Annotated in this window: 18 protein-coding genes and 1 tRNA gene; 12 read left to right on the forward strand and 7 right to left on the reverse strand. The window is 36.9% G+C overall.

All coding sequences use genetic code 11. The features are described 5' to 3' along the window. Positions 1-225: 225 nt before the first annotated feature. Genes IPK91_11695 through IPK91_11710 form a run of 4 tightly spaced genes read right to left on the reverse strand, consistent with a single transcriptional unit; the run spans position 226 to position 2,961 of the window. The gene (locus IPK91_11695) at positions 226-978 is read right to left on the reverse strand and encodes a DUF2807 domain-containing protein (protein ID MBK8297917.1); all 753 of its coding nucleotides are present in this window, start codon (positions 976-978) and stop codon (positions 226-228) included. After that, on the reverse strand, positions 975-1,346 hold the full coding sequence (locus IPK91_11700; GenBank protein ID MBK8297918.1) for a GntR family transcriptional regulator: 372 nt from the start codon (positions 1,344-1,346) through the stop codon (positions 975-977). Before IPK91_11700 ends, IPK91_11695 begins: the two co-directional genes overlap by 4 nt. Position 1,347: 1 nt before the next feature. Then, positions 1,348-2,124 carry a hypothetical protein gene (locus IPK91_11705; protein ID MBK8297919.1) on the reverse strand — a complete coding sequence of 259 codons (777 nt, stop codon included), beginning with the start codon at positions 2,122-2,124 and terminating at the stop codon, positions 1,348-1,350. Between the two features lie 18 nt (positions 2,125-2,142). Beyond that, a complete protein-coding gene (locus IPK91_11710; GenBank protein MBK8297920.1) occupies positions 2,143-2,961 on the reverse strand; it encodes an ABC transporter ATP-binding protein in 819 nt (272 codons plus the stop codon). A gap of 348 nt (positions 2,962-3,309) precedes the next feature. Here IPK91_11710 and IPK91_11715 point away from each other — a divergent pair, with 348 nt between their 5' ends. Further along, a complete protein-coding gene (locus IPK91_11715) occupies positions 3,310-5,502 on the forward strand; it encodes a T9SS type A sorting domain-containing protein (protein MBK8297921.1) in 2,193 nt (730 codons plus the stop codon). An 87-nt stretch (positions 5,503-5,589) separates the two neighbouring features. On the opposite strand, the gene uvrA is transcribed toward IPK91_11715, so the two are convergent. Beyond that, positions 5,590-8,409 (reverse strand): excinuclease ABC subunit UvrA, encoded by a 2,820-nt coding sequence (gene uvrA / locus IPK91_11720; GenBank protein MBK8297922.1) that lies wholly within the window; start codon positions 8,407-8,409, stop codon positions 5,590-5,592. 258 nt (positions 8,410-8,667) lie between these two features. On the opposite strand from uvrA, the gene IPK91_11725 reads away from it, so the two are divergent. Further along, the gene (locus IPK91_11725; GenBank protein ID MBK8297923.1) at positions 8,668-9,249 is read left to right on the forward strand and encodes a sigma-70 family RNA polymerase sigma factor; all 582 of its coding nucleotides are present in this window, start codon (positions 8,668-8,670) and stop codon (positions 9,247-9,249) included. A gap of 267 nt (positions 9,250-9,516) precedes the next feature. Next, positions 9,517-9,590, forward strand: a tRNA-Pro gene (locus IPK91_11730). A 32-nt stretch (positions 9,591-9,622) separates the two neighbouring features. Here the strand turns inward: IPK91_11730 and rsmA are convergent. Both rsmA and IPK91_11740 read right to left on the reverse strand, forming a co-directional pair. After that, positions 9,623-10,384 carry a ribosomal RNA small subunit methyltransferase A gene (rsmA, locus tag IPK91_11735; protein MBK8297924.1) on the reverse strand — a complete coding sequence of 254 codons (762 nt, stop codon included), beginning with the start codon at positions 10,382-10,384 and terminating at the stop codon, positions 9,623-9,625. Between the two features lie 12 nt (positions 10,385-10,396). Then, positions 10,397-11,176 (reverse strand): alpha/beta fold hydrolase, encoded by a 780-nt coding sequence (locus IPK91_11740; GenBank protein MBK8297925.1) that lies wholly within the window; start codon positions 11,174-11,176, stop codon positions 10,397-10,399. Between the two features lie 26 nt (positions 11,177-11,202). Here IPK91_11740 and uvrB point away from each other — a divergent pair, with 26 nt between their 5' ends. The 9 genes from uvrB to murA all read left to right on the forward strand — a co-directional run bounded on the left by uvrB (position 11,203) and on the right by murA (position 22,245). Further along, positions 11,203-13,221, forward strand: a complete 2,019-nt coding sequence (uvrB, locus tag IPK91_11745) for an excinuclease ABC subunit UvrB (protein ID MBK8297926.1) — start codon at positions 11,203-11,205, stop codon at positions 13,219-13,221. Between the two features lie 2 nt (positions 13,222-13,223). Further along, complete coding sequence (locus IPK91_11750; protein MBK8297927.1) at positions 13,224-14,150, forward strand: MBL fold metallo-hydrolase; 927 nt, start codon at positions 13,224-13,226, stop codon at positions 14,148-14,150. A gap of 402 nt (positions 14,151-14,552) precedes the next feature. Beyond that, positions 14,553-16,412: an ABC-F family ATP-binding cassette domain-containing protein gene (locus IPK91_11755; GenBank protein ID MBK8297928.1), complete on the forward strand. Its 1,860-nt coding sequence runs from the start codon at positions 14,553-14,555 to the stop codon at positions 16,410-16,412. A 54-nt stretch (positions 16,413-16,466) separates the two neighbouring features. Continuing rightward, positions 16,467-17,738, forward strand: coding sequence for a HAMP domain-containing histidine kinase (locus IPK91_11760; GenBank protein ID MBK8297929.1), 1,272 nt, complete (start codon positions 16,467-16,469; stop codon positions 17,736-17,738). Then, positions 17,735-18,424, forward strand: a complete 690-nt coding sequence (locus IPK91_11765) for a response regulator transcription factor (protein ID MBK8297930.1) — start codon at positions 17,735-17,737, stop codon at positions 18,422-18,424. The genes IPK91_11760 and IPK91_11765 overlap by 4 nt, the downstream gene beginning before the upstream one ends. Beyond that, the gene (locus tag IPK91_11770; protein ID MBK8297931.1) at positions 18,415-19,338 is read left to right on the forward strand and encodes a DUF4271 domain-containing protein; all 924 of its coding nucleotides are present in this window, start codon (positions 18,415-18,417) and stop codon (positions 19,336-19,338) included. Before IPK91_11765 ends, IPK91_11770 begins: the two co-directional genes overlap by 10 nt. 12 nt (positions 19,339-19,350) lie before the next feature. Further along, complete coding sequence (locus tag IPK91_11775; protein ID MBK8297932.1) at positions 19,351-20,139, forward strand: uroporphyrinogen-III synthase; 789 nt, start codon at positions 19,351-19,353, stop codon at positions 20,137-20,139. A 63-nt stretch (positions 20,140-20,202) separates the two neighbouring features. Continuing rightward, on the forward strand, positions 20,203-20,817 hold the full coding sequence (locus IPK91_11780; protein MBK8297933.1) for a CoA pyrophosphatase: 615 nt from the start codon (positions 20,203-20,205) through the stop codon (positions 20,815-20,817). 114 nt (positions 20,818-20,931) lie between these two features. Continuing rightward, entirely contained in the window at positions 20,932-22,245 is a 1,314-nt protein-coding gene (gene murA, locus IPK91_11785; protein MBK8297934.1) for a UDP-N-acetylglucosamine 1-carboxyvinyltransferase, read from the forward strand. The last annotated feature ends 134 nt before the right edge of the window (positions 22,246-22,379 follow it).

Here is a 22,379-nt window from a genome sequence, read left to right on the forward strand (position 1 = left end):
ACGTTGCACCCCTGAAATTGTTTTTGTAATAGCTTATTATTTATTTTTTAAAATCGATTATTTAAGTGCTAAAATTTTGTTAAGACCTATAATTATGTGATTATACAAAATAAAATACTGTAAAAATCAATTTTGCCAAATTTCAAATATTCTAGTTTTGTGCCGGCTTCCCAATAATATTTTTGAATTTCAGGCATTTTTAAAGAAGAATTTTGTGATATTAGTTTAGTCTTCATTGACATTGCTGAAATCGCGCGTTTTGATATCAGCTACCACAGAATCCCCTTTGTAGTTTAGTTGCGCATGGTCTTTTAAAGCCGCTTTAATAAACCGTCCTACCCGGATGTCTGCATTTGAAAAATCATCCATTTGCATTTCAACCTGTTCGAATTGGATGTCTTCTCCATCCAATTGGCAGTGACCGTTCAGGTGAATGTTTGTTGTAGAACATTTACCAGCAAGGTTTAACTCACAGAAATCATACATATTAATTACAAGGGTATCGGTTTTAATATACATATTGACTTCACAATGGTCTTCCAATTCCAATTCGAGTTTAGATCCCTGAATGCTATCAACGGTTTTAAATTCCATAAAATCTTTTAGGTGAATTTTTTCCAATGATTGTGAATAAACATCAATAATAATCTTTCCATTCGTCCGGTAATTTGGAAGACTATCAAATTTTATGATCACGTGCTTTCCAGTTTGATCTACTTTGATGAAAGATTTAAGATTTTCTTCAATTTTTACTTTAACCAGTGGTGCGCCTTGATGCCAGACTACTGAAAAATGGTTTCCAACTTCCAGACTGTTAAATTCCTGTAGTGGAAATTCCTTTTCAATCCAGTTTTCATTGCCTTTATAAATTCCTTTGTCATATTCCCGATGCCATTGTTGAATTCTAAACATCGTGATAAAGCTCAACAGGATAGTCAACCCAAAAAGTGACAATAAAAGTTTAGTACTTAGTTTCATGATATCTTTTGATTTTTCCAATTCTGATAATAATTTTTCATTTCGTCCCAATTAATTCCCAGTTGATCCATATTTTTAAATAATTCTGGTAAAAACTCTTCAGCAAATTGATCTTTGCGATGTTGTACTGATTTTTGTTTAGCTCCGAGAGCGACAAAAAAACCAATGCCTCTGCGATTTTCCAGGATTCCCTGGTCTTGTAATAAGGTATATGTGCGCATGACGGTATTGGGGTTGACCTGGATGCTGGTTGCATAATCTCTAACAGATGGGATGCGTTCTCCTTCTTGCCAATCCTGATTGATAATATTTTCCTGAACAGACATACCTATTTGTTCGAATATTGATAATGATTTTTTGAATTCCATATTAAACCTCCTTTTCTTTAATTTTTAAATAAGTCATAAACCAAAAGAAAGGTGCAGCAAGATATTGGATAAAGAATTTCGCAAATTTGATAATCCAGAAATCCTCAAGCATTAAATCAATCGGTGCATTGTTGACCCCATAGTTTACATGGGTAGTGCCGTGTAATTCTGCGCGCATTTCCGGAAATAAAGCATAGGCAAATAAAAAGACCAGCAGCATGTAAGCAAGACTCAATACGATGCCCCATAGGATTACTTTGTACCAGGCTCCGGTATTGAAAGTAGCTGCTCCAAAGAAGTAAACACTGAAGATTACAATCAGATAATGTAAACCCGTAAGATTTGTTTTCGAAAATAGATTAAAGGACTCTGTGGTTTTGTTCATTCCATAGCCAATAATCAATTTTTGAACCAGGAAGAATACAGTAAATACAAGAATTACTCCAAGCCAATACAATACATTTCCAAATAGCCATTTGGTAAATACTTTTTCTTCGGTACTGGCCGGTAAACTTAAAAAATCAGCTCGGGTTGACAATAGTTTGAGTTCGCTAAATAAATTAATCGTATATATAAAACCAAATACGATATAGACTCCTTCATAGTCAAAAGTAACCACGCGGTTTCCCATATCTTTTTGAAAGTATTCAACGATGCATCTGATCAGAACCAAGGAACTTACTACAATAGTCATGATTTTAAAATGTGGTAAAAAGGATTCGAAAAATTCTTTTTTCGATAACCAGCCTATTCGTTTTAAATTGAATGATAAATTCATATTAGGTATTTTAACGGATTAAATTGCTTTAGAAATAATGGCATTAAACAGAATTTCAAGATCGATATCTGTTGCTTGTTGTTGATTTTCCTGTGGATTCAATAGCATGTGGCCACCGGGGACGGTTTCTGCATAGAGATACTGTGCAGGCAAGGCATTACCGGGTTGAAAATCAAAACGATATTTCGAACTAATGGAAAATACGTCTTGATTAAAAATGACTTTACCTCCTTCAATCACAACAATGCGATCTAATAAATTGGAAACATCTTTAACCTGATGGGTAGAAATTAAAAAACATTGGTCTTCTCCCAGCGATGCAGATACTACTTTCCTAAAGATTGTTTTAGAAGGAATATCCATACCATTGGTAGGTTCATCCATTATAAGTAATTTACTACCGGTAGCTAAAGCAAAAGCAATGAGAAATTTTTTCTTCTGTCCGAAAGACAGTTCTTTGATTTTGCGATTTCCACCCAACTCAAAGTCCGATGAAATTTCAATAAATTTTTGTTGATCCCATCTTGGATAAAAAGGCGCATTGAGTTCTACGTATTTATACATAGTCAATTCCGGAAACACGTATTCTTCCTGTACATAAAAGAGATCTGCCAACATCGAAACCGGTCGTTCACGACTTTCCAATCCATGAATGCTGCTGGTACCCGTAGTTGGAAACAACAAACCTGAAATCAAACGCAGTAAAGTAGTTTTGCCAGCTCCATTTTTACCCAAAATGCCACAAATCGTCCCAGCCTGAATATCCAAATTCAGATGATCAAACAAAGGCGCTTGTTTTTTGCGGTAACCGAAACTCAGATCATTTACTTGTATCATATCCTATTGTTTTAGTGTATTAGTTTAATAGTACACCACAAAGGTATAATAGAGCATTCAAATTATTCAAGTTTTTTGAAAAAAATATTTTACATTTTTATTATTGTAATATATAATTGATTAAATAACAATTAAATAAGTAATAATTAGCTTTAAATTATTTTTCTAAAAAGTCGGCTACTGCTATTACCTGTCTATTTTATTCTTCTACTTAATACTATTTTAGTCAAACATAACTAGAGAAGAAGTATATCAAACAGGGTGATTTAAATTCTTAAACCAACCCAGCTTCATTTTGATTCGTACTTGACATTAACTGTTAGATCAATTGATTTCTATACAATGATTATGAAAAGTCCATTTATTATTGCCTTTTGCTTTGTCACGATTGTTAGTTTTACTCAACAAAACTGGTATACAACCGGTCAATCTGCCGATTTAATGATTAGTGGCGCTGGATTTAATGATTGTATGGGTCCTTTGGTATTTAATCATCCAAGCGGTTTGTGCAGTGATGGTACGAACTTGCTGGTGTGCGACCGGTTTAACAACCGGGTTTTAATTTGGAAGAATGCCCCGGACCATTGGAATCAGGAGCCCGATTTGGTATTGGGACAGCCCGACTTTAGATCAAATAATCCGGGTAAGGGTTTACATCAATTAAACTGGCCGGGAAATATCAGTGTTGGAAATCAAGTGATCGCTGTTGCAGATACAGAAAATGACCGGGTTCTGATTTGGAATTCTTTCCCACAATCTAACGGGGCTCCGGCTGATCTTGAAATTTACTTGCCATCTTTAACGCCCAATGGCAGTTCAAAACACTATGAATGGCCCTGGGGAGTTTGGACCGACGGGACTCGCCTGGCTGTAGTAGCTACCACAGGGGCGGCAATCCTCTTTTGGAATAGTTTGCCAACACACAGCGCTCAAACACCGGATTATACCATTGCTTTAAATGAATTTGGAACCCCAAGAAATGTCAGCACGGATGGCAAAACCTATTTCTTTGTAGGAGACCATAATGCAAAAGTGAATGGAAAACCTGGAACTTTTTTTTGGTATTCTTATCCTAAGCAATCAAATCAAACCTACGATTACTATCAAGACGAATGGATAAAAGGAATTCAAACTTCTAGTGGTCAATTTATTTCCGGAGGGATATTAAATTATTACCTCTACAATAAAATCCCAGGTTTAACAAATCAACAGCCCGACTTAAGTTTTCAATTTCCATATTATAAAAATGGGGACGGACCAGACATCGCGGAAGCAGATGGTCGCATTTATATAAATAACTACAACGGCAATAACATTCTCGTGTACAATCAAATTCCCAGCAACGATAAAGAATCACCGGATTGGGCCCTGGGCTCCTATGATTTTAATATAAATACTCTGGATAGTTTTGGTTATATCCAGAATCCAAATCTTACCAGCGACGGATCCAGATTGATCGTCACTTCTGATTTTGACCGTGCTATTTATATTTATAATCAGATTCCAACCCAATCCGGAATCTTACCGGATCATAAATATTCCATGATTTCTTACGATGGATTTTGTTGGGACCATGCTTTATTTGAAAATCAGTTCATCACGGTCGGAGTCCAAAAAATTTGTATTTGGAATGATCTTGGAAAACTTCATCTAAAACCAGAACAGATTTTTCAAAAAAATTTGGGCACTGCAATTTTCAAGGATTTAAGAGGCGTTGCATTGGATTCGGATTTCTTCTCGTTAGCAGACCGGGACGGAAAAATCTGGATCTGGAATGGGATACCAAAATCTTCAAACGAAAATCCATTTTTATCTTTAGATTTTCCAGGTTTTCAATTTAATCAAATGCACAGTGACGGAAAATATCTGATTGTTTGCTCTGAAAGTCCGCCGTCTCAAGTTTTAATTTTTAGAATCAGTGATTTAAGAAATGGAATAAAAACACCCTGGAAACAAATAAGCGCTTCTCAAACCAATCGATTGAATCTTGTTGCATCTGCAATTTCCTTTGAAGGCAGTTTAGCAATCGCCAACAGGGGACTTCACCAGGTATTATTATGGAAAAACATAGAGGAAGCAGGCGATTTTTCCAAAGTGATTGTTTTGGGTCAATCCAGTTTGCAAAATATTCAACCAGCCATTGGCAGCGATCGATTATTTATGCCTTCAACGTTACTGGCACTGGATAATGAGCTTTGGGTGGGTGAGTTTAAATTTTCCTCACGCATTTTAAAGTTTAGTCCTGGTCCAACTAAAAATGAAGACTTGAATAAAGCAGGTATGCAAAGCATTGAAATCTTTCCAAATCCAGTAGATGATGAATTTATTTTAAAGCTGACACAACCGGTACAATCAACAAAAGGCTTTCAAATATTGGACCTGCATGGAAGAACCATTCAATGCATTGATGAAATCATTCAACTATCCAATGCTTCGTATCGAGTTCAATTATATTCAGAAGGCTTAATTGCAGGAATATATTTTATAAGTTATACAGACGCTCAAAAAAAATTGCTTGCAAAATTTATACGTACCTATTAATTCTGCATGCGTGTTTTCAAATTATTCGCCTCATTTATTCGAAATTTGTATTCCTAATTTAATTCTTAATTCTTAATTTTTAATTGATTATCCGTTTAATTTCGCTTTCAAATATCTTGCGGTATGTGAATTTTTTACTTTTAACAAACCTTCAGGAGTGCCTTCATATAATAATTGTCCGCCGTGACGGCCTCCACCTGGCCCAAGATCAATAATCCAATCGGCTGTTTTTAAAACATCCATATTGTGTTCGATGACTAAAACCGTATGCCCTTTTTCTACCAGACTGTGCAATGCAAATAATAATTTTTTTACATCGTCAAAATGCAAGCCGGTAGTTGGTTCATCAAAAATAAAAAAGATGTGATCCGAACTGCTTTCCAAACCAAGATAATAGGCCAGTTTTAATCGTTGAGCTTCTCCACCAGACAAAGTAGAGGAGGATTGTCCAAGCTTTAAGTATCCTAATCCCACATCATTGAGTGGCTTTAATTTTTTTACCAGTTCTTTTCTATCTGAAAAAAACTTCAAGGATTCCTCAATACTCAATTCAAGGATGTCAAATATATTTTTATCCTTGTACTTGACTTCCAAAATTTCATTGCTAAATCGTTTGCCATTGCAATCTTCACAAATCAAACTAACATCTGCTAAAAATTGCATTTCAACGATAATTTCACCATCCCCTTTGCAGGTTTCACATCGACCCCCCTCTACATTAAATGAAAAATGTTTAGGTTGATACTGACGTAATTTAGATAAGGGTTGTTGTTTAAAAATATCCCGTATTTCATCATAGGCTTTTACATAAGTAGCTGGATTGCTCCGTGAAGAACGACCGATGGCTTGTTGATTTACCAATTCCACCTGCTTAATTCGCTTATACGCGCCACTTAATTTTCCAAGATTTTGGTCCTCCTGAAAATCATCTGTCAATTTTGCTTGGAGTAATGGATGAAAAACATGTTTGATCAGACTGGTTTTTCCGGAACCCGAAACTCCTGAAACACAAATCATACATTGAAGTGGAAAATGAACTTTTAGGTTTTGTAGATTGTGTAAATTTATATCTTCCAGTATAATTTGATCTGAATTGGTTTTACGAATTAGTGGAATCGGTATTTTATTAATTCCAGTAATGTAAGAAGCTGTAAGATTTTTTGTTTTTTGATTTAAAAATTCTTTATACGATCCAGAATAAACCACGGTTCCACCATGGATTCCGGCACCTGGTCCGATATCCAAAATTTCATCTGCATTTTTTATTATTTCTTCTTCGTGTTCAATTACAATGACCGTGTTGCCCAAGTCACGAAGATGATGCAAGGCTTCAACTAATTTTGCGGTATCCTTTGGATGCAAACCAATACTTGGTTCGTCTAATATATACAAAGAAGAAGTTAAATTTGAACCCAATGTACGTGTTAGATGTATTCGTTGCGATTCACCGCCACTTAAGGTACTTGAAAGTCGGTCCAGAGTCAAATAAGACAATCCGATTTTATCCAACACTTCGAGACGATTTGTAATTTCAAGCAGTAAGCGCTTTGCAATTTCAAAATCGCCTGGATCTAATTTTAAAGTTTTGAAAAATTTTAATAAATCTTCAATTGGAATAAACATCAGATCCCTGAAATTTTTTCCGGCAAATTTTACATATAAAGCTTCTTTTCTTAATCGGGCACCTTTGCATGCCGTACAATGTGTTTTTCCGCGATAGCGGGCAAGCATAATCCGGTTTTGAATTTTGTAAAGTTTTTCTTCGAGGTCTCTAAAAAATGCATAGATCCCTTGAAATTGTTCAATGCCATTCCACAAAATTTCTTTTTGTGCCTCGCTTAGTTCACGATAAGGAAGGTGTAACGGAAAATTTATTTTAGCCGCTATTTGAATCAGAGGTGTAAGCCATTCACTGGATTTTTCACCAGACCAACAAGCGATGGCTCCTTCATAAATTGTTTTCGATTTATTGGGCACCACTTTATTTTCATCTATTCCAATAATGCGTCCATACCCTTCGCATACAGGGCATGCACCAAACGAGTTGTTGTAATTAAACAACTGAGGACTTGGTTCAGGAAATTTTATTCCATCTAACTCAAAGCGCGATGAAAAATGGTGGATTTTTTCATCATTAAAAATAAGCGTACAATCTCCCAGACTTTCAGAAAAACAGGTTAAAATAGAATCGGCAATTCGCTTTTGCATATCCTCATCCATTGCAGCCAATTTTAAACGATCCACCACAATAAAGAAGGATTTATAATCGGAATGTGTGACTTTATGTTTAATATTTTTTTTTGAAACCAGTAAATCTTCGATCAGGTAGAGTTCATGATTCCAAAAAATGCGGTTAAAGCCTTTTTGAAGTAAAATTTCTAATTCCTGTTGGAGGCTTCTGTCGGGATAATTTTGTTGTAAATTAAAGGAGATATAAATTTTAGTGTCCATTTGCTGTTGACCAATAAAATCAACCACATCTTTTACCTCATGTTTTTTAACTACTTTACCAGAAACCGGAGAATAGGTTTTTCCCAATCGGGCATACAAGAGCCTTAAAAAATCATAAATTTCAGTAAGAGAACCCACCGTGGAGCGGGCATTGCTTGAGGTAACCTTTTGCTCAATTGCAATTGCAGGACACAAGCCTTTGATATAATCCAATTCAGGCTTTTTCATTCGGGTCAAAAATTGACGGGCATATGCGGAGAGACTTTCCACATACCGACGCTGCCCTTCTGCATAGAGCGTATCAATGATTAAAGATGATTTTCCGGAACCAGACACTCCGGTTACCACAATGAGTTTGGATTTAGGCAACATGACATCCACATTCCGAAGATTATTGGATCGGGCTCCTTTAATCTCAATAAATTGTTTGGATTTTGGGTTTTGGGTTTTTGACATGAATCCGAATGAACCTGCAAAAAGAAGGTTTTTTAAGCAATTATTTAAATAAGATTCAAAATACTACCTGTGATTGGCATTTTTTTTGATATGTTTGTATTAGGTAATCAGCGTAGCCGGTTAAAATTTCGTTAAAACGAAGGCAAGCATGCAACGACTACGATGGCTATCGTATCTTTATCACGTAATTAACAGCTCACAAAAAAAAAGCCTATAGATTAAAACTTCTACACTTTATTCATCTTTAAAAATAAGGGTATGCAAGTAATTAATCTAACAGATCAAGCCCTAATTGATCTGTATCTTCAAGGCGACGAGTCCGCTTTCTCCGAATTATTAAAGCGTCACCAGCAAAAGATCTATACGTCTATTTACCTGTTCGTCAAGGACCGGGAGTTGGCAGAAGACCTTTTTCAGGATGTCTTTATTAAGATTATTGACACCCTTCGGAAAGGGAGTTACAACCACGAAGGTAAATTTGGCCAATGGGCTATCCGGATTGCATACAATATGTGTGTGGATCAATTTAGACGCAATAAAAGGCGGACTAAAGTAAGCGGAGGCGATGATTTCGACATTTTTGATGTTTTGGAATTGCCAGATGAGAACCGGGAGGATCAAATGATCCGTTCAGAAACCCACAACAGAATTCGCAGTTTAGTAGATCAACTGCCGGATGAGCAACGGGAAGTGGTTGTGTTAAGGCATTATGCCGATATGAGTTTTAAAGAAATCAGCCAACTGACTCGAGTAAGCATCAATACAGCTTTGGGCAGGATGCGTTACGCCCTCATCAATATCCGGAAAATGATGGAGGAGCAGGCCATGGTGCTTCAATAGCAGACAGCCTCATCAGTTAGCATTCATTTTTAGCAAAACCTTAACAGGAAATTGAAACCAAGCGCATGGAAGCTGCGTTTTAGATAATAAGTGAGAGTTTTTAAGCTTCGTTAAAGTCGGGATTTTATTCCCACAGGGATTAGAAAGGTCGCATCGCCTTGATGCGACCTTTCTGTTTTTTAACCCCTACATTTCCTTTCTTTTTATCTTTGAAAATGGGTTTAACCCAGCCGTGTGTGCACATGCACCGTGGATTCAATTTACATTCGGGATGTAGCGCAGCCTGGTAGCGCGCTTCGTTCGGGACGAAGAGGCCGCTGGTTCGAATCCAGTCATCCCGACAGCCTGGCTAATTTAGCGCTACTGGTTTAAGCTATAAATCTAAGTTTTTTAAGAGTTGAACATACTCTTGAGGTGCCAAATCTTCCGGCCGCCTGTCAAAAAATGGATCTTGAAGCAGGTCTTGGTTTTGAACATAGGACTTTAAATTATTTCTTAAAGTTTTCCTCCGATATTGAAAAGATTGCCGCACCAATTTTTGAACCGCATGATAAGTTGTGTTTGAAATGGCATCCTGTCTGCGTGTAAGCTGCAAAACACTGGATATCACTTTGGGAGGCGGACTAAACGAACTGGGTGAAATGTCAAAACACTTTTTGGTATGATATAAGAGTTGGGTAATTACACTCAATCCACCATATTCTTTCGAACCAGGGGGTGAAATAATGCGCATGGCCATTTCTTTTTGAAACATTCCAATCATACAGGGTATCCGATCTGCGTTTTCCAATGTTTTGATAATGATCTGAGACGATATGTTGTATGGAAAATTTCCACACAATACAAACGGATGCGCATCAAACACATCTTTAAAATCAAGTTTTAAAATATCCTGTTTTATCAATTGATCTTCCGATAACAAATCATGTTGCAATAAATAATCCTGCATGTCCCGATCTGCTTCCACGGCAATAAAGTTTGCTTTCAGGTTTTTCAGATAACGGGTTAAGGCTCCTTTGCCGGGACCAATTTCCAATAAGTAATCTCCTGGTGTTGCAGCTATCAGTGCAGCAATTTTTTCTAACACATGTTTGTTATGAAGAAAATGTTGGCCAAATGATTTTTTTGCAAACACGTGAATGAGTTTTTATAAAAAAAATGTTTTAATTACTTCCAACAACTTCATGGGTTGATCTGCATGGATCCAATGTCCGGCATCTTTTATTTCTATCAATTGTCCATGTATGAAAGTTTTTTTTAATTCTTCCATTTCTTCTGCCTCAATGTAATTCGAGTGTTCGCCTTTTACAAAACAAACTTCATTGGATATGATCTGATTAAATTTAATTTCTTCTAAAATGTGGTGGTAATTTTCAAAAAGACTTTTTAAATTAAATTTCCAGTTAAAACCTCCAGTTGACTGTCTGTCTAAATTTTTTAATAAAAATTGTCTAACTACCAAATCGCTAATTTCAGATTGCAAGATCAAATCAGCTTCATCCCGTCTTTGCAGTGCTTCAAGCTTTATTTTAAACAGTGCTTTAAATATTGAATCATGACCACGGTTATATACTTTAGGGGAAATATCCAGAATCATAGCTCGCCCTAGTTTTTGGGCTTGCATACTGAGCATTTTCAACACGACCTTGCCTCCCATACTATGTCCTATAAGGTCTGGGGCTTGTAATTGATGTTTTTCAATAAATTGAAAAACATCAAGAGCCATACTTTCAAAAGAAAATGTGGTCGTATGAGGCGATTTGCCATGATTTCTTAAATCCAGGCTGTAAACAGTAAAATCGGTACTTAATAAACGCACGATACTTTGCCAGTTATCCAAACTCCCAAATAAACCATGCAGGATGATCAAAGCCGGACCCTGACCTGTTTTCTTGTTATGTAAATTTATAATTTCAGCTTGTTCCAAATGGGGCTTATTTTTACCGTTTTGTTATGTCGTTTAAACTAGAATCCGTTTACAAACCTACCGGTGATCAACCCCAGGCCATCGAACAATTAGTTGATGGGATTAACAAGCAGGAACGTCAACAGGTTTTATTGGGGGTAACAGGATCTGGTAAAACATTCACCATTGCCAATGTAATTGCCCAGGTCAATAAACCGACTTTGGTGATGACGCACAATAAAACCTTGACCGCACAATTGTACGGAGAATTCAAGGAATTTTTTCCGGATAATGCGGTTGAATATTTTGTTTCCTATTACGATTACTACCAACCGGAAGCCTACCTGTCAGTTACTGATACATTTATTGAAAAGGATCTAATGATCAATGAGGAGGTCGATAAATTGCGATTAAAAGCAACGTCTTCCTTGCTTTCCGGACGAAGGGACATCATCATGGTGGCTACCGTTTCATGTATTTTCGGGATGGGAAATCCTGAAGATTACAAATCAGGCATCATTCGAATTCAAAAAGGACAGGTGTATCCTCGAAATGCATTTTTATACAAACTCGTGGACAGTTTATACAGCCGCACAGAAACCCAATTAAACAGGGGAGAGTTTAGGGTCAAAGGCGATACGGTGGACATCCATTTACCCTACGCCGATTATGGATACCGCATCCATTTTTTTGGAGATGAAATTGAAAACATTGATCAAATTGAGTTGAGCAGCGGCAAACGAGTCACCAGTATGGACCATGCGGCCATTTTTCCAGCTAATTTATATGTTGCACCTAAAGACCGACTGAAAAACATCATTTATTCTATTGAAGATGAATTGCAGGCTCAAAAAATTTATTTTGAATCTGAGCGAAAATATTTGGAAGCGAAGCGGATTGAAGAACGAACCCAATTTGATTTGGAAATGATTCGCGAATTGGGCTATTGCAGTGGAATTGAAAACTACTCCCGCTTTTTTGATGGCAGGGTACCGGGTACCCGACCCTTTTGCTTGTTGGATTATTTTCCAGATGATTATTTACTAATTATTGACGAAAGCCACGTTACAATCCCTCAAATACGGGGAATGTGGGGAGGCGACCGAGCCCGAAAACAAAACCTTGTGCAATTTGGATTTCGACTTCCATCTGCTCTGGATAACCGGCCATTAAATTTTGATGAATTTGAACAACAAATCAATCAGGTTATTTACGTCAGTGCAACACCCGGTAATTATGAATTAACAGAAACCGAAGGTGTATTTGTCGAACAAGTAGTGCGTCCTACGGGTTTATTGGATCCTCCAATTGAAATACGCCCATCTTTTAATCAGATTGATGATTTAATGCATGAAATTCAGCAACGAAAGGCAAAATCGGAACGTGTGTTGGTAACAACACTGACAAAACGAATGGCTGAGGAATTGAGTAAATATTTTCAAGGATTGAATATTTTGTGTAAATACATCCACTCAGAAATAGATACCATGGAACGTGTGGAAATATTGCGCGATTTGCGTTTGGGTGAATTTGATGTACTGGTGGGGGTTAATTTGTTGCGGGAAGGCTTGGATTTGCCTGAAGTTTCTTTAGTTGCAATTTTAGATGCAGATAAAGAGGGATTTTTAAGAAATGACAGATCCCTGACACAAACTGCGGGACGTGCAGCAAGAAACGTCAACGGTCTGGTGTTGTTTTATGCTGATAAAATCACGGATTCTATGCAACGGACTATCGACGAAACCAATCGACGTCGCATTATCCAAATGGCTTATAATGAAGAACATCAGATTACCCCTCAAACCCTGAGTAAAACGCGGGAAGAAATCATGCATAAGAGTTCGATTTTGGATATGAGGGGACATTCAAAAGTTTATTTTGAAAAAGATGAAACAAATATTGCAGCCGATCCATTGGTTGCTTATATGAATCGGGATCAATTGGAAAAACTCATTCAACAAACAGAATTAAAAATGAAACAAGCAGCGAAAGATCTTGATTTCATTCAGGCTGCCTCCCATCGGGATGAAATGAATGCATTAAAAAAACGATTGAAAGAAATTTAACTATGAAGTCGTTTTATAAATTATTGTTTCTGCATTATATATTATTTTTTAATTGGAACCTAAGCGCTCAAGATAGTTCAACCGTACTCTTATTAGGAATTTCTCAAGATGGATCCTATCCTCACATGGGTTGTGAGGCCAATTGTTGTAAACCTGCCTGGAAAGACTTGAAAAAAGCTCACATGGTGGTGTCACTGGCTGTAATCGATCCACAAAATAAAAAGTGGTATTTGTTTGAGGCGACTCCAGATATTTCAAAACAAATTCATTTATTCAATAAACTAACAGGCAATCAATACCCACTCATGCCTGATGGCATTTTTATCACGCATGCACACATCGGTCATTACAGTGGATTGATGCAATTGGGAAGGGAAGTAAAAAATTCAAAAGAAATTCCTGTATTTGGATTGGAACGCTTTTGCAATTTTATTAAAGAGAATGGTCCCTGGAGTCAATTAATAAAACTTAATAACATCGTTATCCAAGCGATTAATCCGGATCAAAAAATCGTACTTTCTGCTTCCTTATCTGTAACGGCATTTACTGTTCCCCATCGCGATGAATTTTCAGAGACCGCAGGATTTAAAATAACAAGTGGTGCTAAAACGTATTTGTTTATTCCTGATATTGACAAGTGGAATTTATGGAATCGCAACATTGTGGATGAAGTAAATAAAGTTGACCTTGCATTTTTAGATGCTACTTTTTATTCAATGGATGAATTAAAATCGCGAAATATTCAGGAGGTACCGCATCCAACGGTTAAAGAAACCATGGATTTGTTTCACGCTGAAACGAAAGCAAGCAAATCCAAAATTGTCTTCATTCATATGAATCATACCAATCCATTAATTTGGTCAAAGCGTTACCAAAAAGAAGTTTTAAACGAAGGATTTAAAATCGGGTTTCAAGGGCATCGTTATTAGAAAACCCAATGTGTTTCAAAAAAAAATGTAATTGAACCACATAGGCACATAGAGATTTAGGAAACAATAGTTAATTAAAAAGAAATCAATTCTATGCATCTATGTTTCTATGTCCCTATGTGTTCCAAAAAAGATTGTAATTGAACCACATAGGTACATAGGGATTTAGGAAACAATAGTTAATCAAGAAGTAAATCAATTCTCTGTATCTATGTTCCTATGTCTCTATGTGTTTCAAAAAAAAAATGTAATTGAACCACATAGGCACATAGGTATAAAGAAAACATAGAAGGAAGAAGCTACATTTTAATTTTTGGATTCTTTTAGAGCAAACAGCATTCATTTATCCTATTTACAACTCATAACAATCTTCTTAACGAGGATTTTCTTTTCTTTGCAGCCGTGAATTATCTCAATTTTGAACATATCACTAAAAAATTTGGTGAAAAGACTTTATTTGAAGATCTGGCAATTGCGATCAGTCAGGGTGACAAAGCAGCAATTGTAGCCCGGAATGGATCCGGAAAGTCATCTTTGATTCGAATCATTGCCGGAATTGATAGTCCGGATGGTGATTTGGCAAGCATGTATATCAATAAAGACATTCGGATCGGCTATTTGAGTCAGGACCCTGATTTTAGCCCGGATGACAGTTTATTAGATGCGATATTGAATGCCAATGAAGCCTGGATGGCTCCCCTGAAAGCCCTGTATCATGCGCAACACACCCACGATCAAAAGGAAATGGAAGAGGCATTGGCCCAAATGGATGAACATCATGCCTGGGAATTGGATACAACCATGCGGGAATTATTTGGAAAATTTCAATTACCGGATTTTAATTTTAAAGTAAGAAATCTAAGTGGTGGACAAAAAAAGCGTTTGGCCATGGTTCGGATTTTATGTGGAAAACCTGAATTTTTAATTCTCGATGAACCTACCAATCACCTGGATTTGGAAATGATCGAATGGTTGGAAAAATATTTGGAAAGTTCCCAAATTACCCTACTGATGGTTACGCACGATCGCTATTTTCTAAATAATGTCTGTAATCAGATTTATGAACTGGATCGGGGTGTTTTATACAAATACCAAGGAGATTATGAGAGCTTTTTGGAGAAAAAGGCGATTCGTATGCAAAACGAAGAAAGTTACCGGGATAAAACTGAAAAATTGTTGCGTAAGGAGTTGGATTGGGTTAGACGAATGCCGAAAGCCCGAACAACTAAAAATAAAGCACGCGTAGATCGTTTTTATGATCTGAAAGAATCATTGGTTGGACCTAAAGAAGCAGGAACTATTGAATTTGAAATTGAACAACCACGATTAGGCACTAAAGTTTTGGAGTTGCACAATATTTCCAAATCCTATGATCATAAATGGATTGCAAAAAATTTCAGTTATAAATTTAAACCTACCGATCGAATTGGAATTATTGGTCCAAATGGATCCGGTAAAACGAGTTTGTTGAAACTATTTACCGGGACTGCTAAAGTGGATCAGGGTAAAATAATTTTAGGAGAGACCGTTCAATTTGGATATTATCAACAAGATGGATTGCAGATCATTGAAGACAAACGCGTCATTGATGTCATTCGAGACATTGCTGATTATATTCCATTAAAGAAAGGCCATAAGCTATCTGCAGAAGCATTGCTCGAGCGTTTTTTATTTCCAAGACCACAACAACAAGTTTTTGTTTCTCAATTAAGTGGAGGTGAAAAGCGCAGATTGTACTTATTGACAATTCTTATTTCCAATCCGAACTTTTTAATACTGGATGAACCTACCAATGATTTAGATATTATTACCTTAAACGTATTGGAAGAATACTTGCAAGATTTTCCGGGATGTGTTTTGGTAGTCAGTCACGATCGATATTTTATGGATAAGATTGTCCAACATATTTTTGTATTAAAGGATGAAGGGGTGATCGAAGATTTTCCTGGAAATTATTCCAACTATCGAAATGTGCAGGATGCAGCTAAGGAACAGGAACAATCAACTAAGAATTCTGATATTCCAAAAGAGCCTGTAAGCCGAGATAGACGGACTGGCCAACAAGAGAAAAAAGAGTTAATTAAAATAGAAAAAGAGCTGGAAAAATTATTGACAGAGCGGGATGTTTTGGTTAACAAATTTTCTGATGGCACCTTACAAATTGATCAAATGGCTGAGGTCAACAAGCGGTTGACAGAAATTCAGGAGATCATTCGACAAAAAGAGGCCCGTTGGATGGAATTAGTGGATGCGGGAGCTTGATTCATTTTTAAACCAATTCGGCCTAAATTAGTTATTGATTAATAAAACAGCGCATTGACATCTGGTAAAATTACAGCGATAATCATCCTGAGTGTGTTGATCATTCTGGGCATTTTAGGAATGCAGGCTTATTTTATTAAACAAAATTTTAATAAGGAAGAGGCTACCTTTCACCAATCGGTAAGCATTGCATTGCGAAATGCAGCCAATGGGATTGCAAAATACAATAAAGCCAAATTGACAGAAAAAGGGCTGATCGTTAGAGAATCAGGCAACTTTTATCTTGTTAATGTAAATACACCCATCGACCAATCGGTACTGGCTGTTTTACTGGAAACAGAATTTGATAAACAAGGCATCAGCATCCCATTCGAATATGGTGTTTATGATTGTTCGACAAATGAATTAATCTATAGTGATTGTTGCAATGTTCCAGGTAAAAAGAAAATAACCACTAAAAAGAAAAAAGCAAGCAAGACAGATATCACCAATTATTTTGTGGTACGATTTCCTGACAAAGATTCATTTGTATACCAAAAATTAGGCTATGTTATTTTTTTTTCAGGATTGATTCTGGCAGCGTGCTTAACATTGGCAGGTGCTATTTTTATTATTCTTCGTCAAAAAAGATATTCTGATCTCATGCGGGATTTTGTAAATAACATGACGCATGAATTTAAAACGCCGATATCTTCCATAAAAATTTCTGCCGATGTATTATTAAATCATCCATTAATTGAAGATGATAAACGGTTGTTGCAGTATGCCCATATTATTAAAGATCAAAATCAACGATTGAATGATCAGGTAGAAAAGGTATTGCAAATTGCAAAAATGGAGTCATCTTCATTTAGTTTGCGTAAAGAAGAAATGGATATTCATGAAAATTTAAAAGAAATTTGCAACCAACTTCAAATGCGAATCCGGGACACCGGAGGCACTATGGAGTATGATTTAAAAGCCCTGAACCATAAAATAAAAGCAGATCGTTTTCATATGATGAATGTATTTTCAAATTTATTGGATAATGCAGTCAAATACAGCAAGGACCAACCGCATATTAAAGTACGTACGGTGGACCAAAATGGAAGCTGTTTATTAGAAATTGAAGATCAAGGGATTGGAATTCAAAAAGACGAGCTTCCGTATTTATTTCAAAAATTTTACCGAGTTTCAACAGGAGATGTTCACAATGTAAAAGGCTTTGGAATTGGTCTGTATTACGTTAAAAGGATCTGTGACGAACATGGTTTTGAACTTAGTATAGACAGCGAATACAACAAAGGCACAATTGTACGTATATTGCTCAAAAATTCTTATCGATGAAAAAAGCGCGATTACTTTATGCAGAAGATGACGAAACCTTATCATTCATAACCAAAGACCACCTGGAGCTTCAGGGTTATGAAGTTGTGCATTGTTCCAGTGGAGCCGCTGCATTCGAAAAATTTAAAAATGAGAAATTCGAACTGGTCATTCTAGATGTCATGTTACCAGAAATGGATGGGTTTACTATTGCAGAAAATATCCGTAAAAAGGACCATCAGGTACCGATCTTATTTTTAACTGCAAAATCATTAAAAGAGGATCGTATCCATGGCCTACGATTAGGAGGGGACGATTATCTGACGAAACCATTTAGTATTGAGGAACTCATCCTTAAAATAGAAATCTTTTTAAGAAGAAGTAAAGTATTTGAAGCGCCTTCTGAAGAAAAGGAAATTCAGGTTGGCAAATATATTTACATGCCACTTGAATATCAACTGGTCCTTAATGAGGATGCAAGAATTTTAACCCAGCGTGAAAGTGAATTGCTTAGTTTTCTATTAAAAAATAAAAACAAAGTCATTAAGCGTTCAGTAATTCTTGAAACCTTGTGGGGTGAAGATGACTATTTTATGGGCAGAAGTCTGGATGTATTTATTTCCAGATTGAGAAAATATCTAAGTGAAGACCTGGACATTAAAATTGATAATATACACGGAATCGGATTTAAATTTATATGCCCCTGATCCGAATTTTAAGCGTACTAATTTGTTTGACCTTGATTCAGACTGTCCAACCAATCTACGGACAGACCCAAAATCCATTTGAATTAATAAAAAGCAAGAGCCCATCTGAGATCCCTGCAGAAATTGCAGATACAACACCCTTGAGCAATTTAATAAACCCGTTTGAATTAAGACCGGGTCAAACTCAAAAAATAAAAGGCTCCCCCGGTGCGCCGGATATCCAATATTTTAAATGGATTCAGGAACCAAACAACAGCAGAATCAATACAACGGATGTACAATCCTTGCTTTTTTGGGCACTCTTGTTTTTAAGTTTTCTTTTGGCCATTGCATTAAACATCAACCGGAATGTTACGATTAAGTTATATCGGAGCTTATTAAATCTCAATTTTCTGAGTTTGTTATATCGGGAGAGTAAAGAGGAGAATTTTTTAATTTATTATCTGTTGTACGGACTATACTTTATTGGCATCAGTCTGTTTTTATATCTATCTATTATCCATTTTAAAGGCCTAAGAGAACCTGTCTACATTCTATATATTACCCTGTTTGTTTTAACGATCTACAGCATAAGGCATATCAGTTTAAAAGTATTGGGCTTGATTTATGGCGTTTATAAGGAAGCGGACCGATATTTATTTAGCATAGTGATCTTTTCCTGTATCATGGCAATTATTCTAATTCCGGCAGATTTTGTGATTACATTTGTCAGTCCGGCGATCGCCCAGAAGTCTATCTATATCATTATCAGTCTGTTTGCTTTCCTGTACCTGTACCGGCAATTGCGGGAGATTATCTTTTCGGCAAATATTTGGCGGGAGCACATTTTTCATTTTTTATTGTATCTTTGCACCTTCGAAATTGCACCCCTTGTCTTAATGTTCAAATTTCTGGAAAGGCAGGGCGTGTTTTGAATGCCGAAGGAAATGCCGACCAAACCGACTGCCATCGTTGCAAAAAAAACAAATAGGTATAAGAAGGTTAAATCCATCTTATTATCTCAGCCTAAGCCAGAACGATCTCCTTATTTTGAATTGGAAACTAAGTTTAATGTCATTGTAGATTGGCGTCCGTTTATTCAAGTGGAAGGCTATACTGAAAAAGAATTCAGGAGACAACGGATACGGCATGATGAATACCCAAATGTCATTTTCACCAGTAAGAGTGCAATAGAAAATTACTTCAGACTTGCAGAAGAAATGCGTTTCAAAATCAATGAAATGAATAAGTATTTCTGCGCAACGGAAGCCATTGCAAACTACTTACAAAAATTTATTATTTTTAGAAAAAGGAAAGTTTTTAATGGGACCAAATCGGTTACTGAATTAACCAACTACTTCAACAAACATAAAGAAACAGGACCCTTTTTAATACCCTGCTCCGAAACGGGTAATCCCGAAGTTGCCAATTATTTAAAATCATTGAAAGTAAAATTTCATGAATCCCCCATGTATCACACAGTGAGTGCAAACCTTTCAGATTTGAAGGAAATTAAATACGATATCATTGTTTTCTTTAGTCAATTAGAAATCAAATCCCTGTTTGACAATTTTGCCGATTTTGTACAAGGAGATACCCGAATTGCCGCTTTTGGTAATGCTGCAGCGAAAGCAGTCGTTGATGCCGGATTGATACTCGATATTCAGGCACCTACAGTCGAAACGCCTTCCATGACCATGGCTTTGGAAGAGTATTTAAAGCTCAGCAATAAATAATAATTTTCAACAACTGTCTTTTATTTAAACCTGGTAGCATCTTGCCGGGTTCTTGTTTTATTCATGGATCGAATTCACAAAATTTCAAATAATATCCTGTCTGGACTTCCAGGTAAGGCGGCACACCAAAGGCTGGCACCTTTTGCGTCCCGCCTGGACTATAAGATTCCGGCAAATGCTCAGCAGGCCGCAGTGCTGATCCTACTTTACCAAAAAAATCAGAAGTTCTATTTTCCTTTAATAACCCGCCAGTCCAACCATCCTCAGGATAAGCACAAAGGGCAAATAGCACTACCAGGAGGGCGAGTAGACCCCACAGATCAGGATACTTGGGATACTGCTTTACGAGAAACGGTAGAAGAAATTGGAGTTGCCAAAGATCGAATTCACAAAATTGGAGCCTTGAGTTCGTTATACATTCCGGTAAGTGATTACCTGGTCTATCCCTACGTTGCATATTTTGAAGGATTGCCGGTATTTGAAATTCAAGAACAAGAAATTTTAAGTATTCATGAAATCGAACTGGATCAATTGCCATTGGTCGAGAATCGAAAAAATCAGGAACTTAAAACAAGCCATGGGCCCATTATGACGGTACCAACCATTCAAATCAACGAATTGGTCATTTGGGGAGCAACCGGAATGATTTTGGAAGAGTTTACCGATTTATTGATTTAAGGCCATTCTTTCAAAAAAACTTCCATTAGGTGGCCCTATCAAAAATCCTTGGCTTCAATGAGCCGGCAAGTTAATTGTTAGACAATACTTACATTTGGAGCTGAATTTTAATGTATGTCAGGAAACGATTGTTTTGAAGTTATTGGTGGTAAGAAATTAAAAGGCAGTTTGCAACCACAGGGTGCAAAAAACGAAGCCCTTCAAATTTTATGTGCAACGCTTTTAACGGACCAACCCGTACGAATTAATAATCTCCCGGATATCCTTGACATTCGTCATTTGATTGAATTAATTGCCGGATTGGGAGTAAGCGTAACAAAGCACGATGCCCACAGTTATACCTTTGAAGCAAGCACCGTAGATCTAGACTATTTCGGTACACCAGAATTTCAAAACAATGCCAGAAAAATTAGGGGCTCTGTCATGCTGTTGGCGCCCTTATTGGCTCGTTTCAAACGGGCTGTACTGCCTAAACCAGGTGGAGATAAGATCGGTCGGAGACGATTGGACACCCATTTTTTAGGATTGCAAAAGCTCAATGCTGATTTTCAATTTGATGATTCAAAATCTGAGTACCGGATTACCGCAGATCAGTTAAAGGGAGCTTACATCTTGATGGATGAAATTTCTGTAACGGGAACAGCCAATGTCCTGATGGCTGCAACCCTTGCAAAAGGCACGACCACCATTTACAATGCAGCCTGCGAACCCTACATTCAGCAATTATGTCACATGTTAATCCGCATGGGTGCCAAAATTAGCGGATTGGGTTCTAATTTATTGGTTATTGAAGGAGTAGAGAAACTTAAGGGTACCGAACATACCTTATTGCCGGATATGATTGAAATTGGCAGCTTTATCAGCCTGGCGGCAATGACCCAATCAGAATTGCGCATTACCAATGCAGGGATTGAACATTTAGGAATAATACCCTTTGTATTTGAGCGTATGGGTGTTCGAATGGTATTCGAACAAGACGATATTCTGATTCCGGAACAAGAAGAATATACCATACAGAGTTTTATGGATGGGTCCATAATGACCATTTACGATGCACCCTGGCCGGGATTTTCTCCGGATTTAATGAGTGCGCTTTTAGTCATGGCCATCCAGGCAAAAGGCAGTGTCCTTATTCATCAAAAAATGTTTGAGTCCCGATTGTTTTTCGTAGATAAACTCATTGATATGGGTGCTCAAATTATTTTATGTGATCCGCACAGAGCCACCGTCATCGGACTGAATCGAAAATTTAGCTTGCGAGGCATTGATATGACCTCACCAGATATACGAGCAGGTGTAGCCCTTCTTATTGCTGCATTATCTGCTGCTGGAAAAAGCACGATCCGTTCCATACATCAAATTGATCGTGGCTATGAGCGCATCGATGAACGGTTGAATGCCGTAGGAGCTGAAATTACAAGATTATGAATTAGGTGATAGGTGTCAGTTGATAGTAGGATGCATCTTCTTTACTTCTTTACTTCTTTTCTTCTTTGCCTCTTTCCACCTTTACGAGTATGAAAAAATATACGACTGAAGGTCTGAACGACTGAAGGTCTGGA

The sequence above is a fragment of the Saprospiraceae bacterium genome (assembly GCA_016712145.1).
Taxonomy (GTDB): Bacteria; Bacteroidota; Bacteroidia; order Chitinophagales; family Saprospiraceae; genus Vicinibacter.